This is a genomic window from Pontibacter mangrovi, from assembly GCF_006385705.1.
In the GTDB taxonomy this organism is placed as follows: Bacteria; Bacteroidota; Bacteroidia; order Cytophagales; family Hymenobacteraceae; genus Pontibacter; species Pontibacter mangrovi.
Genome location: NZ_VFRQ01000009.1, coordinates 123,883 through 139,038, shown reverse-complemented (window position 1 = coordinate 139,038; position 15,156 = coordinate 123,883). Strand labels below are relative to the sequence as shown.

The 15,156-nt window shown below is 57.1% G+C and carries 6 protein-coding genes; 3 read left to right on the top strand and 3 right to left on the bottom strand.

The window, feature by feature from the left end:
- Positions 1 to 57 precede the first annotated feature (57 nt).
- The 3 genes from treY to treZ are packed head-to-tail and all read right to left on the bottom strand — an operon-like array spanning position 58 to position 7,042.
- Positions 58 to 2,763 carry a malto-oligosyltrehalose synthase gene (gene treY, locus FJM65_RS16405; RefSeq protein WP_140622639.1) on the bottom strand — a complete coding sequence of 902 codons (2,706 nt, stop codon included), beginning with the start codon at positions 2,761 to 2,763 and terminating at the stop codon, positions 58 to 60.
- Positions 2,764 to 2,765: 2 nt separating this feature from the next.
- The gene (locus tag FJM65_RS16400; RefSeq protein WP_140622638.1) at positions 2,766 to 5,189 is read right to left on the bottom strand and encodes a DUF3536 domain-containing protein; all 2,424 of its coding nucleotides are present in this window, start codon (positions 5,187 to 5,189) and stop codon (positions 2,766 to 2,768) included.
- Positions 5,186 to 7,042: a malto-oligosyltrehalose trehalohydrolase gene (gene treZ, locus FJM65_RS16395; protein ID WP_140622637.1), complete on the bottom strand. Its 1,857-nt coding sequence runs from the start codon at positions 7,040 to 7,042 to the stop codon at positions 5,186 to 5,188. Before treZ ends, FJM65_RS16400 begins: the two co-directional genes overlap by 4 nt.
- A 217-nt stretch (positions 7,043 to 7,259) precedes the next feature.
- Here treZ and FJM65_RS16390 point away from each other — a divergent pair, with 217 nt between their 5' ends.
- The 3 genes from FJM65_RS16390 to glgB are packed head-to-tail and all read left to right on the top strand — an operon-like array spanning position 7,260 to position 14,922.
- Entirely contained in the window at positions 7,260 to 9,281 is a 2,022-nt protein-coding gene (locus FJM65_RS16390; RefSeq protein WP_140622636.1) for an alpha-1,4-glucan--maltose-1-phosphate maltosyltransferase, read from the top strand.
- Between the two features lie 24 nt (positions 9,282 to 9,305).
- Positions 9,306 to 12,641, top strand: a complete 3,336-nt coding sequence (gene treS / locus FJM65_RS16385) for a maltose alpha-D-glucosyltransferase (protein WP_140622635.1) — start codon at positions 9,306 to 9,308, stop codon at positions 12,639 to 12,641.
- Positions 12,634 to 14,922 carry a 1,4-alpha-glucan branching protein GlgB gene (glgB, locus tag FJM65_RS16380; RefSeq protein WP_239022988.1) on the top strand — a complete coding sequence of 763 codons (2,289 nt, stop codon included), beginning with the start codon at positions 12,634 to 12,636 and terminating at the stop codon, positions 14,920 to 14,922. Before treS ends, glgB begins: the two co-directional genes overlap by 8 nt.
- Positions 14,923 to 15,156: the final 234 nt, after the last annotated feature.

Below are 15,156 nucleotides of genomic sequence, written 5' to 3'. Positions count from 1 at the left end.
CCTAAAAGCCATTAATAAATAACTAACAACCTATAACGATCAACGAATAACGATCAACTAACTGCCGGCAGTTAACAATGCTGCCGGAAACGTTGCAAACACTTCTGCTACGGGCAGGGCCGGTGCTGCGTTTAACGTGCCTTCACCTAATACCTGCTGCCATTGCTGCGGCGCGTTTTCAGGCAAAAGTATACGGGTATCCTGCCATACCGCGCGGCCCAGCGGCTGGTCGTGGCTGCCGGCCAACTCTGCCACCAGCAGCGGCACGGCCACCAGCGCCCATTGCCCCTGGTGGTGGCGTGCAAAAGCCAGCACGTGCGCCTGCTTTGGTCCCTGCACCTGCAACGGCACATACTCTCCTTTATCGAAAAGCGTTTGCAGGGCGCGGCGGGTGCTGAGGGCTTTGTGCAGCAAGTATAGCTTTACCTTCCCGTTCTCGGGATGGTGCAAGAGGGCCTCATGCAGCTTGTTTGTACTTTGCTCCCCGGCCTGCTGTAGCTCCTGCAGATACCGGCGGCGCAGCTCATAGTCTACGGGGCGGCGGTTGTCGGGGTCCACCAGGCTCAGGTCCCACAGCTCAGTGCCCTGGTAAATGTCCGGCACGCCGGGGCAGGTAACTTTAAGCAGCGTTTGGCCAAGCGAGTAAAGGCAGCCATAGTGTGCCACTTTCAGAAAGAAGGGCTGGAAGGTATGCATGAAATCCTCGTCCTGCACCAGCAGCTGCTGCACCAGGGCCTTCATCGCCTGCTCATATTGCTCGTTCGGTGCCGACCAGTCAGACTTGTTTTTGGCCTCGCGCAGAGCTTTCTCCAGGTATTCCTGCACCCGCGCCACCAGCGTGTCGTCCACTTCCCCGCCCATCGGCATCACCCCCAGCAGCGTCTGTAGCAGAAAGTATACATCGTTCTCCGTAGGCTCGGAAGTATACTTCTTGCTGATCTTTATCCATTGTTTGGCTTTCTGCTCCCATTCCTCAGCCAGTTCTGTCAGTACGTTCAGCCGCAGGCGGGCATCTTCGCCGCGCTTGGTATCGTGGGTGGCGGTGGCGTTCATGGAGTGCGGGTAGGTGCGCTGGCGGTGCAGCATGCGCTCATGAAAGCTCTCGGGCGACAGATGGAAGATGGCGGGGCTGTTGCCTACTTCGTTCAGCGAAATTAAGCGGTTATAGTTATAAAAGGTGGTATCCTCCACACCCTTGGCTGCCAACGGACCGGTAAACTGCTGGCTGCGCATCATAAAGTATCCTTTATGGTGCCGCGTTTCCTCGGTATCGGCAGGGGTAAGGGTGAAGAGCGTACGCAGGTGCTGCAGCTGGCTTGCCAGTTCGGGGGCTTGCCTGTGCGCCTCCTCAAAAGCCTCTTCCACAATTTCCATATCCTCTTTCGAGACAGGCAAAGCGTTGCTGTAGATGCGGTACACCGGCCAGGCAGCCAGCATTGTGGCCAGCGCCTTCCGCCACTGCTCCTCCTGTTCCAGGGGCAGCAGGTGCCGCTCCTGTAGCAGGCGCAGCAAATTCTCCAGCTCCCCCTGCATGTAATTGGTCAGGATAAAGGTTTTTTTATCGAACACCAGCTGCTCATAGTCCGAGGCGGCATCGGGCACCAGCTGGCTGTAGGTTTGGGTGATGTTGTCGCGGGCCTTGGCGGACGTATACAGGTTGCTCACCCAGGCCAGAAAATCGTAGCCGCTGTTGCCTTGTAGGGGCCAGGTGGCAGGCAGCTGCTCTTCGCCCTCCAGGATTTTCTCCACCACCACATACTGCTCCGGGCCCGCCAGCTGGCGCAGGCGCCTGAGGTACGTGGCCGGGTCATAAAGGCCGTCCACGTGGTCTACGCGCAGGCCCTGCACCAGCCCCTTGTCGCAGAGCTGCTTTATAAACTGATGGTACTGCTCAAACACCTCAGGGTGCTCCATGCGCAGGCAGATCAGGTCATTTACCGTAAAGAAGCGGCGGTAATTGATCTGCCGCTCCGTCTCCTGCCAGTGGCAAAGTATAAAATGCTGTTGCTGCAGCAGCTTCTGCAGTTTTTTCTCTTTGCTGTTTATACGTTGCAGCACCTGCTCCAGCGCCTGCCGCAGCGCCTCCTGCTGGTATAGCTTTTTCTTAAAGTTGCCCCAGGCGGCCGGGTTTATGCTTTCCTCAGCCTCTAAAAGCGCCAGCTCCTTCAGGCTCTGCTCGGCCTGCGGCGTTACCGCCGGGTTGCCCGATGCCTGCAGCGCCTCCTGCAGCAGAAACCGGTAGCTGGCCACGCTTAGCGGCAGCCGGTTATCGTAGTAGTTCAGGCTGATGCCCCCCTCGCTCAGTTGCAGGGCCAGTTGATTCTGCGCCAGCACTTTTTCCAGCGGATCTCCTAAAAAAGGCACCATCACCTGCCCGTTAAAGTCGGGGTGGTGAAAGTCGATGTCGAAGAAGGTATAAAAGTGCGACTGCGGCCCCTTTTCCAGCACATCCATCAGCCATACATTGTCCTGGTGAAATGCCATGTGGTTGGGCACGATGTCCTGCAGCCAGCCCATGTGCCGCTTTTTGAGCTCCTGCGCCACCTCCTGCAGCTCCTTCTGCGTCCCTACCTCAGGGTTTATGTCGTAGGGGGCGGTCACGTCGTAGCCGTGCTCGCTGCCGGGGCGGGCACAAAAAAAGGGAGCCGAGTAAACCGTGCTGATCCCCAGCTCGTGCAGGTACGGAATAAGTTCTTTAATGTCGCTCAGCCTGAATTTGGGTGAGGTCTGCACCCGGTAGGTGGCCGATGGAATATAGGTCATGTTTATAGTTTGAGGTTGAGGTTTTCGTAAAGCGTCTCAAATTTCTTGCACCAGGCTGCTGCTGCAGGGTTGCCTTGCTCGCTTTGCGCTTTTTGTTCTTTGTACGTGTTCTGCTGCATCCTAAAAGCGATGTTCTGGGCCTGCCAATAGTCTGTCTGTAGTTTGGAGCCCTGCATTACCTGCAGCAAGGAAATGAGTAAGTCAATGGTTTTAATGTCTTGTGGATTATCCTGGATCTTTTTCATCAGGATGTCCACGCGCTGGGTCAGGGCAAACTCCAGGTTGTCGTAGTTGAGCGTCACGCTCATGCGCTGCACCTCCTGCAGCAGGCGCTTGATTTCGTCCGGCGAAGGCTCCTCCGACTCAAATTCGCGCAAGAGATGGGTGTTCACGATATATTCTACAGTAGTTTGCAGGGGGCGCGGCATCTGCATGCCGATCGTCTGGATGGCCGAGATCAGGGCGTAGTTGTTGTCGTACAGCTGCTGGAAATCGTTCTCCAGGCTCTCCATGGTTTGGGACAGCACCTGGTCCAGTATTTTTTTCTGATCATCCTTAAACAGGTGCCAGAAAGAGTAGTTGTGGGAGCTGAAGTGCTTGTCGAGCAGCATGATGCCCTCGCTTACATAGCCCCGCTCGAAGGCGGTTTTCAGTTCCAGCCCCAGGCGCTCATACTCCTCGTCGCTCATAAACTCGCGCACGCCTCCAAAAAGCTGGTGGTCACCCAGGTGCAGCACGCTGTAGGTGACAGTAACCTGTTCCCAGGTAATCTTGCTTTTGATGACGGCCCGCCCGATGGCCAGCTTCTGCTTGCCTGCCTGCATGTAGTCGTTCGCCTCTGACGTGGCCGTGTAGCTGTAAAGGTCCATGACTTCGGAAAACTCCTGGAACAGCGAGGCTACCGCGTAATGGGCGCCCACGCGCAGCAGGTCGATCATGGTGGGTTTTACGGTGCGGATATAGGCCTGGGCGGCGTCACCGCGTTTCTTGTAGTTGCTCTTGGCCTGGCTCAGCCGCTGCAGCAGCTCGGGCTCCAGGTCAGCACTGCCCAGGTCGTGGGCCAGTTGCATGGCGCGCGCAGCGTACAGGATGTCCTGCAGTGTCTCGATGCCGGTCACCTCGTCAAAAAACCAGCCGCAGCTGGTGTAGAGCAGCAAGGTATGATACTGCATCTCCATCAGCTTCAGGAAGCGCACCTGCTCCTCTTTGGTCAGCTCCCGCGGTACATGGCTTTTGATAAAGTTGGTCACGTTTTCCTCGGAGCGGTCCATGATGACCTGGATGTAATCGTTGCGGGCAGCCCAGGGGTCTGCAGCGCCCAGCTTTTTCATCTCCTGCTCATAGAGCGGAATCAGCTGGTCGCGCAGCCAGTCAAACGTTTCGCGGATTGGCTTGCGCCACTCCTGGTTCCAGGAGGGGTGACCGCCGGTGTTGCAGCCGCAGTTGCTGCGCCAGCGCTCCACGCCGTGGGCGCAGCTCCACGAGCTGGGCTCTATGATCTGCGCCTCATACTTTGGCGGATACTTCTCCAGGAACTCCCCATACACCGTGATCTGGGCCAGCTGCTCTTCCTCAATATGATGGATGGCATAAGATAGGGCCATTTCGCCGAAACGGTGATGGTGGCCATAGGTCTCGCCATCGGTGGCAATGTGCATGAGCTGCGGCTCCTTGGTCGAGTCAAACGTGCCGCTGAGCCGATGGGCAAAATCCTCGCCCCGCTCCAGCAAGCCCTCAAAAGCAATGCCCTGCGACACCGGGCCATCATAGAAAAAGAGCACGATCTGCTTGCCTGAAGGCAGCTGGCACACGTATGGCCGGCGCGGATTTATGCTGCCGCCCTCTGCCTCTGTCCATTGCTTGTCGCCGATCTTACGAAAGGCTTTGGCCTGAAAAGGCGAGAGGATGGTGAACTTGATGCCATGCGCAGCCAGCACCTCCAGCGTAGGCACGTCGGCGGCGGTTTCGGCCAGCCACATGCCCTCCGGCTCGCGGCTAAAGCGCTTTTTAAAATCGTACATGCCCCAGATCACCTGCGTGTGCTTGTCGCGCTCGTTGGCCAGCGGCATGATGATGTGGTTGTATACCTGCGCCAGGGCGGAGCCGTGGCCGGAGAAGCGCTCTATACTTTGCTTGTCGGCATCCAGTATGGCCTGGTAGGTGGCAGGGTCTTTTTTCTGCATCCACTCCAGCAGGGTGGGACCAAAGTTAAAGCTGATGTAGCTGTAGTTGTTGATGATGTCGACGATGTTGCCGTTGCCGTTGAGGATGCGCGAGGCAGAGTTACGGGCATAGCACTCATCCGAGATGCGCTCGTTCCAGTCGTGGTAGGGCGCTGCGGACTCTTGCAGCTCCACCTCGTTCAGCCAGGGGTTCTCGCGGGGGGGCTGGTAAAAGTGGCCGTGTATGCAAATGTACTTGTTCATCGGCTAAGCTGTTGTTGAAGTATAAGTACTGATTTGGGAGGCAGCGTCAGATGGGCTTTCTGCTCCAGCGTGTCCGGCTGGGTTTCGCCAGGCCCGCCCCATGCCGTTGCCCCGGACTGCAGAAGCACCCGCCAGCTGCCGGCTGTCTCCTGGGTGCGCAGCAGCTGTGCGTCCTGCTGGGTATCGCTCAGGTTAAAAAGGCAGTACAGGTGCGGCTCTTTGGTCTGGTGCACCAGGTGCAGCACCCTGTCGTGAGCCTCCATACGGGCGTGTACGGTGGCTTTGTTCGGTTTAGAGAGGGCCGGGGCGCTTTTGCGCAGCTGTATCAATTGCTTGTAGTACGCACGGAGCTGGTTTTGCCGCGCGTTGGAAGTATAGCTGCGACTGAGCTTGGAGCGGTTAAAGGTCTTCTCGCTCTGCGGGTCGGGTGCCTCGCCTTGCCAGGCAAAAGCCTTAAACTCTTCGCGGCGGCCTTTGCGCACCGCTTCAATCAATTCCTCGTCGCCGTGGCTCACAAAGTATAAAAACGGGTTCTGCTCCCCGTACTCCTCCCCCATAAACAGCATGGGCAGGTACGGCGAAAGTATAACTAGGCCGGCCACCACTTTCAGGGTTTCAAAGTCCACCAGGTCCGAGAGGCGCTCGCCCAGCATGCGGTTGCCCACCTGGTCGTGGTTTTGGGAGCAGACCACGAACTGCTCGGCGCGGTTGTTTTCGGTGCTGCTGCCAAAAGTGCGGTGGCGGTGCTCAGAGTACAGGCCGTCGTAGACAAATGCCTGCGTCATGACCTTGGCCAGCTGCTCGGGTTTGCCGAAGCCCTTGTAGTAGCCGTCCTGCTCACCGGTCACCATGGCGTGGATCACGTGGTGGAAATCATCGCTCCACTGGGCATCCAGGCCGTAGCCGCCGCGCTCCATTGGGTTTATCAGCCTCACATCGTTCAAATCGCTCTCGGCAATCAGTATAAAATCGCGGCCCACCTGTTCTTCCAGTTCCTGCACGTGCTCCTGCAGCTCCTGCAAAAAATGCTTCGCGCCCATGTCGTAAATGGCATGCACGGCATCCAGCCGCAGGGCATCGATGTGGCAGTCGCGCAGCCACATCAGCGCGTTCTGGATAAAATAATTGCGCACCGCATCCGAGTGGTTGTCGTCAAAGTTCAGGGCCGAGCCCCAGGGCGTTTTATACTTGTCGGTGAAGTAGGGGCCGAAGTCGTGGAGGTAGTTGCCCTCCGGGCCCATGTGGTTGTACACGACGTCCAGCACCACGGCCAGCCCCTGCTCGTGGCAGGCGTTCACCAGTTTCTTCAGCCCTTCAGGTCCGCCGTAGGAGTTCTGCACGGCAAAGGGCAGTACCCCGTCGTAGCCCCAGTTGCGGCTGCCGGGGAACTGCGCCACCGGCATGAGCTCAATAGCAGTGATGCCCAGCTCCTTCAGCTCCGGCAGGCGCTCGATGATACTTTCAAAAGTACCCTCCGGGGTAAAGGTGCCCACGTGCAGCTCGTAAATAATGTACTGGTGCAGCGGCAGGTTTTTCCATTTCTTATCCGTCCAGGCATAGGAAGTATGGTCTACCACGGCAGAGGCCTCGTGCACAGTGGTGGGCTGGTAAAAAGAGGCAGGGTCGGGGCGCTCGGTCTCCCCATCCAACAGGATGGTATAGCGGGTGCCGGGGTTGGCAAACTCGCTCAGGGCGGTCCAGTAGCCCATGGCTTCGCGCTGCAACGGCACTTCTATTGGCTCGGGCTTGTGCAGCAGTACGTCCACCTTCTTGGCAAAAGGTGCCCAAACAGTAAAAACAGTCCCTTTTTTTTCAGGGGAATAATGTGCTCCTATCTCTCTAAGTATGGCCATATAAACGGGAATTTCCTCAGCACGTATTAACTGACTTTAATGGCTTTAGGTTGTACGTTTTTGGCTTGCAGCGCTGTGTTTGTGGGGGGCGCGTTTAGCGGGGCTTGACATAACAGACTCGGTCGCTGACGCATGCTGAGCGCCCGCCTGTAATATTCAACGAAACATATTTATCCAGGATTAGTACGTACAACGGGTATAGTATAAACAAAGCTTAATGGAACAGCTCGAAGGAACAAAACGAATTGTCATAGAAAATGTAAAGCCCCAGATAAACTGCGGCAGGTTTCCGGCCAAGCGCGTGGTGGGGGAGGAGATGGTGGTCACCGCCGATGTGTTTGCCGATGGGCATGATGAAGTGAAGGCGCGGTTACTGTACCGCCACTCCCGCCGCAAAAAATGGGAATCCGTCCCCATGGAGTTTCTGGGCAACGACCGCTGGCAAGCTGCCTTTACGCCAGATGCCATGGGACGCTACGAGTATACCATTGAGGGCTGGGTAGATCATTTTTATACGTGGCAGAAAGGGCTGAAAAAGAAATTTGAGGCCAACCAGGACGTGACAGTGGAACTGCAGATCGGGGCCCAGCAGATGGAGGCCGCCGCCGAGAAGTCGAAGCCGGGACAGCAGAAGCGCCTGCGCAAATGGGCTGAGCAGCTGCGCAATAGCCAGTCGCACGCCGGGGATGTGGCCTTTGCCACCGGGCCGGAAGTGAGCGAGCTGATGCATGCCTGCTGCGAGAATGAGAACGTGACGACCTACGATAAAGTGCTTCCGTTGGACGTGGAGCGGCAGAAGGCCCTGTTCAGCGCCTGGTACGAGTTCTTCCCACGCTCTGCGGCGCAGGAGGCCGGCCGCCACGGCACGTTTAAAGACGGTATCCGCCTGCTGCCCCGCATTGCCGAGATGGGTTTTGATACGATCTATTTGCCGCCGATTCACCCGATTGGCCGCGCCTTTCGCAAGGGCAAGAACAACGCGGTTACCTCGGAGCCGGGCGAGCCGGGCTCGCCCTGGGCCATTGGCGCGGCCGAGGGCGGCCACGATGCCATCCTGCCGGAACTGGGCACGCTGGACGAGTTCAGGGAGTTTGTGCACGAGGCACGGGAGCATGGCATTGAAGTGGCGCTGGACTTTGCCATCCAGTGCTCCCCGGATCATCCCTATGTGAAAGAACACCCGCAGTGGTTTAAGTGGCGCCCCGACGGCACGGTGCAATATGCCGAGAACCCACCCAAAAAGTACCAGGACGTGCTGCCCGTAAACTTCGAGACCGAGGACTGGCCTAACCTGTGGCGCGAACTCAAGCGCGTGCTGCTGCACTGGATAGACCAGGGCGTGTTCATCTTCCGGGTGGATAACCCGCACACCAAAGCCTTCAGTTTCTGGGAATGGGTGATTGCCGATATTCATAAGCAGTACCCGCAGGTCATCTTCCTGAGTGAGGCCTTTACGCGTCCGCGCGTGATGGAGCGTCTGGCCAAGATCGGCTTCACGCAGTCTTATACTTACTTCACCTGGCGCAATTCGGCCGAGGAGATCAAGCAGTACATGACCGAGCTCACGCAGTCGGAGCTGCGCGAGTATTTCCGCCCGAACTTCTGGCCCAACACCCCCGATATCCTGCCTTACGCGCTGCAGGAGGGCGGCGAGCCCGCGCATATCACCCGTGTGGTGATGGCGGCCACGCTTTCCTCTAACTACGGCCTCTACGGGCCGGTGTATGAGTTCGGCATCAACCAACCGGTGCCGGGCAAAGAGGAATATTATGACTCCGAAAAGTATGAGGTAAAGCACTGGGACTGGGGGAAGCTGACGAAAATACGCGAGGTGATCACGCTCATCAACAAGATACGAAAGGTGAACCCGGCCCTGCAGACTACCTGGAACATTGCCTTCGGTGACTGCGATAACCAGGCCATCCTGAGCTACGCCAAGTGGAGCAGCGACTACAAGAACAAGATGTTTATCGTCGTGAACATGGACCCGCACCACACGCAAAGCGGCTGGGTAAAAGTGCCGCTCTGGAAGCTGAAGATGAAACCAGACCAGCAGTACCTGGTGCACGACCTTCTGACCGAGCGCAAGTATACCTGGACTGGCGAGCATAATTACGTGGAGCTGCGCCCGCATGAGATGCCGGTGCATGTTTTCCGTATAGAAGAGGCCAGCCCTGGCATGGGGCACGATAATTTAGATGATACCTGGCTGCCATCCGAGCACCACTCCAACGAATAAAAAAGAACCCTTTTGACCACAACTATGGCTGACGAAAAAATCGAGCTTGACGACAACATCCACTGGTACAAAGACGCCATCATCTATGAGCTGCACATAAAGGCTTTCAAGGATGGCAACGGCGACGGCATCGGCGACTTTAAGGGCCTGATGCAGAAGCTCGACTACCTCGAAGACTTAGGTGTAACGGCTATCTGGCTGCTGCCCTTTTACCCCTCGCCCCTGCGCGACGACGGCTACGACATTGCCGACTATTTGAGCATCAACCCAAGCTACGGGGTGATGCAGGACTTCAAGGTGTTTGTGCGCGAGGCGCACAAGCGCGGGCTTAAGGTTATCACCGAGCTGGTGATCAACCATACTTCCGACCAGCACCCCTGGTTCCAGCGCGCGCGCCGTGCCAAGAAGGGCTCCAAGTACAGGGACTGGTATGTATGGAGCGACGACCCGAACAAATACAAGGATGTGCGCATCATCTTTACCGACTACGAGCCGAGCAACTGGAGCTGGGACCCGGTGGCCGGGCAGTACTACTGGCACCGCTTCTTTTCGCACCAGCCCGACCTGAACTATGACAACCCGGCCGTGCAGAAAGAGGTGTTCAAGGTGCTCGATTACTGGTTTGATCTGGGTGTGGACGGTTTCCGTTTGGATGCCGTGCCCTACTTGTTTGAGCGCGAAGGGACCAACGGTGAGAACCTGCCCGAGACGCACGACTTCCTCAAGAAGCTACGCGCCCACGTAGACAAGAAGTATACCGGCAGGCTGCTGCTGGCCGAGGCCAACATGTGGCCCGAGGATTCTGCCTCGTACTTCGGTAACGGCGATGAGTGCCATATGAACTACCACTTCCCCATCATGCCGCGCCTGTTCATGTCGCTGAAGATGGAGGACCGCTACCCGATCATCGACATCTTTAACCAGACGCCGGCCATACCCGAAAGCTGCCAGTGGGCCATGTTCCTCAGAAACCACGACGAGCTGACGCTGGAGATGGTAACAGACGAGGAGCGCGACTACATGTATAAAGTATACACCAAGGACCCGCAGGCGCGCATTAACCTGGGGATTCGCCACCGCCTGGCCCCGCTGCTGGGCAACGACCGCGCTAAAATTGAGCTGATGAATATTCTGCTGTTCTCGATGCGCGGCACACCGGTGGTCTACTATGGCGATGAGATTGGCATGGGCGACAACTACTACCTCGGCGACCGCGACGGGGTGCGCACGCCCATGCAGTGGAACGATAACCGCAACGCCGGTTTCTCTGAGGCTAACCCGCAGAAACTATACTTGCCCATCATCATCGATCCGGAGTATAAGTATGAGTCGGTGAACGTGGAGACGCAGAACCACAACAGCAACTCGCTGCTCTGGTGGATGCGCCGCACCATTAACATGCGTAAGCGCTACAAAGCCTTTGGGCGCGGCAGCATCAAGTTCCTGAACCCGAGTAATTCCAAAGTGCTGGCCTTCGTGCGGGAGTATGAAGACGAGACGATCCTGGTGATTGCTAACCTGTCCCGCTTCCCGGAAGCTGTGGAGCTGGATTTGCAGGAGTACCGCGGCCATGTGCCGATGGAGGTGTTCAGCAAGAACAAGTTTCCAGGCATCAAGGATGAATCCTATTTGTTTACCGTGGGCGGGCATGGCTACTATTGGATGGAGCTGCGCCCGCAGGAGGCGCCGCAGGACGCAGCCCAGGAGCAGAGCAAACGGCTCCTGAAGCTGAAAGGCCTGAAAGAGCCACTGGACGCCCAGACGCTGCGGGAGCTGGAAAACCGCGTGTTGCCGGCCTATATCTGGCAGCGCCGCTGGTTTGGGGGCAAGGCCCGCACCATGCAGCGCATGCAGGTAGTGCAGCACATCCCGATGCCGCTGAGCAAAGGGGGGGCGGCGCTGCTGTTTGTGGAGGTGAGCTACAACGAGGGACTTCCGGAGTTGTACCAGTTGCCGGTTGCCTTCGCCACCGGCGAGCAGGAGCAGGAGCTGCGCGACCATTTCCCGAATGCGGTTATCACCAAAGCAAGTATAGACAGCAAAGAAGGCGTGCTGTATGATGCGCTGTACAGCGAGGACTACAGGCTGATGCTGCTGCAACTGATAGCAAAACGCAAAAAGGTGCGGCAAAACGGGGCAGAGCTGGTTGGTTACAGCGACCGTGGCGTGGCCGCAGAGCTTCGAAACATGGATAGCCCGGTGACCTCCAAGATCCTGTCGGCCGAGCAGAGCAATACCTCTGTGATCTACAACAACGCTTTCTTTTTGAAAGTATACCGCAAACTGGACCGCACCATGAACCCAGATGTGGAAGTGGTGCAGATGCTGACTGAGCGAATCGGCTACGACCATGTGCCGCGCTTCCTGGGGGCCATCGATCAGCTGGAGGGCAACAAGCCGCCGATGGTGCTGGTGATGCTGCAGGAGCTGGTGCCCAACCAGGGCGACGCCTGGAGTTATTTCGGTGACTCGCTGAAGCGCCTGTACGAGCGCCTGAAAACAGACAACGAGCGCCTGAAGCTGGCGCCTGTGTCTGGCTCTCTGTCGCGGCCAATGCCTTTCTCCGACATTCCGGAGGAGGTGCAAATGCAGATTGGAGGCGCCCACGTGGACAGGCTGGAGCTGCTGGGACTGCGCACCGCAGAAATGCACCTGGCGCTGGGCTCCGTGACCAATAACAAAGACTTTACGCCGGAAAACTTCTCTCTGCACTACCAGCGTTCGCTTTACTCTTCGCTTACCTCGCTGGTGCGCAGCAATTTCGACAGCCTGCAGAAGCACCTGCCTAACCTGCCTGACCATGTGCGCGGCGAGGCCGAGGAGGTGCTGCAGATGCGGGGCGAGATTCTGGAGCGCCTGAAGATGATTTTCGCGCACAAGATCGATACGCAGAAGATCCGGACGCACGGCGACTACCACCTGGGCCAGGTGCTGTTTACCGGCAAAGACTTCTACATCATCGATTTTGAAGGCGAGCCTGCCCGTTCTTTCAGTGAGCGGCGCCTGAAGCGCTCTGCCCTGCGCGATGTGGCCGGTATGATCCGTTCGTTGCACTATGCTGCCTACAGCGCCCTGTTTCAGGAGGAGGGGCTGCGGAAGGAGGACATGGACTACCTGGAGGGCTGGGCAGAGCAGTGGTACCACTATGCCAGCGGCTTTTACATGCACGCGTACCTGGGCAAAACCATGGGCACGGGCGTTGTGCCTGCCAAGGAAGAAGACTTTGAAACCCTCATTCATACGTTTCTGCTGGAGAAAGCGATCTATGAACTGGGCTATGAACTGAATAACCGTCCGGATTGGGTGCTCATCCCTATCAGAGGCATCAAGTACATCATGAAAAAGTATAAGAATGGCTAAGAGAAAAGAAAGCACAAACCCCGAGACTACCGACCAGAACAAGGCAGCCAAGGCAAGTACAGGCAGCGCGACGCGCGGCAGAAAAAAGAAGGAGGAGCCGATGGCCGCCGAGGAGGCCAAAGCGGCAGCAAAGACCACGCGCACGCGTAAGAAGGCGACTGATGCCCCTGCCACAGAAAAACCAGCCCCGGCTAAAAAGCGCGGCAGGCCCAAGAAGCAGGAGCAGGAGGTGCCGGTGGAGGTAGCCGCCAAAGAGGGGGTGATGGAAGTGGTAAAAGCCAAGGTGCAGGGGAGTGGCAAAAAAGCGACGGCCACCAAAGTGGTGGAAGCCGGGGATGTGCTGGTGCCGGCGGGCAGCCAGTCCGACCAACCCGTATGGCAGGCCAGCCTCTTCACGGATTTTGATATTTACCTGTTTAAAGAAGGAAAGCACTTTAACCTGTACCTGAAGTTGGGCTCACACCCGATGGAGCTGCACGATCGCCCCGGCACTTACTTCGCTGTCTGGGCGCCTAACGCCGAGCAGGTGTCGGTGATGGGGGAGTTTAACGGCTGGAGCCGCGAGAACCATCAACTGCATGCGCGCCACGATGATTCGGGCATTTGGGAGGGATTTATACCGGATGTGCGGACCGGCATGATGTACAAGTATCACATTAAATCCAAGTACCACCTGTTCCATGTAGAGAAGAGCGACCCGTTTGCCTTCTGCCGCGAAGTGCCGCCTCAAACCGCTTCCATCGTGTCGGAGCTGAAGTATGCCTGGCAGGACCAGGACTGGATAGATACCCGCAAAGAAAAGCTGGGCAAGCCGCAGCCTTACAGCGTGTATGAGGTGCACTTGGGCTCCTGGCGCCGCAAGCCAGAGGACAACAACCGCCCGCTCACCTACCGCGAGCTGGCTGAGGAACTGCCTGCCTACGTAAAGGAGCTGGGCTTTACTCACGTGGAACTCATGCCGGTGATGCACCATCCGTTTAGTGGGTCTTGGGGCTACCAGATTACCGGCTATTTTGCCGCCCACAGTTTGCTGGGCTCCCCAACTGACCTGATGCACCTGATCGATGTGCTGCACCAGCACGGCATCGGCGTAATTATGGACTGGGTGCCGTCGCATTTTCCGTCGGATGAGCACGGGCTGGCCTACTTTGACGGTACGCACCTGTTTGAGCACGCCGACCCGCGCAAGGGCTTCCACCCTGACTGGAACAGCTACATCTTTAACTATGGCCGCAACGAGGTGCGTTCTTTCCTTATCAGCAACGCCCTGTTCTGGCTGGACAAGTATCATGTAGACGGCCTGCGCGTGGATGCGGTGGCCTCGATGCTGTACCTGGACTACAGCCGCAAGGCAGGCGAGTGGATACCCAACGAGCACGGCGGGCGCGAGAACCTGGAGGCGATCTCCTTCCTGAAAGATTTTAACCACGCGGTGCACGATAACTTTCCGGAGGTGCTGACGATTGCCGAAGAGTCTACCGCCTGGCCTGCCGTGACGGGCCCGCTAGAGCATGGCGGCCTGGGCTTTAACCTCAAGTGGATGATGGGCTGGATGCACGACACGCTGCATTACTTTGAGAAAGACCCGATCTACCGCCGCTACCACCAGGGCGATATTACCTTCAGCATGGTCTATGCCTTCTCCGAAAGGTTTATGCTACCGCTCTCGCACGATGAGGTGGTGCACGGCAAAGGCTCTTTGTTAAGCAAAATGCCGGGCGATGAGTGGCAGCGGTTTGCCAACCTGCGCACCTTATATGCCTACATGTATGCGCACCCTGGCGCCAAGCTTTTGTTTATGGGGGCCGATATTGCGCAAAGCAGCGAATGGAACCACGACAGCAGCCTGGACTGGCACCTGATGCAGTACCACCCGCACCAGGGCATACAGCAGCTGCTCCGCGAGCTGAACGCCATCTACAAAGCAGAGCCAGCCATGTATGTGCACAGCTTCAGTCCCGAAGGATTCCAGTGGATAGATTTGAACGATGCGCATAACTCGGTGATGAGCTTCTTGCGCAAGAGCGACAATCCGCAGGACGATGTGCTGGTCGTATGCAACTTTACGCCGGCGCTGCACGAGCACTACAGGCTAGGGGCACCGCATGCCGGCAAGTGGGTGCAGATCTTTAACTCCGACGACAGCCGTTACGGCGGCAGCGACGTGCACAACGCAAACCCGATCCAGACCGACCCGGAGCCGTTCCATGGCCAGGATCAGTCCATCACGGTGAAGTTACCGCCGCTGGCGGTGGTCTACTTTAAGCTGGCCAGAGATTAAGGTTATGAAGATCCATATTCTTGATTTTGCCTGGGATGTAGCTAAAGAATAGCTCTCCAGAAAAGTATCATAGTATAAGTACAAAAAGCGTCCGGCAAAGTATAAACGCAACTTTGCCGGACGCTTTTCTTTTTCCTTTGCAATTAAGCTATCTAGCTTTTACCCCAGCGTCCGCCTCTATAGTTTAGAGACTTACTGACTGCTTATACCATTATCACTTAATTAGTGCGCAAT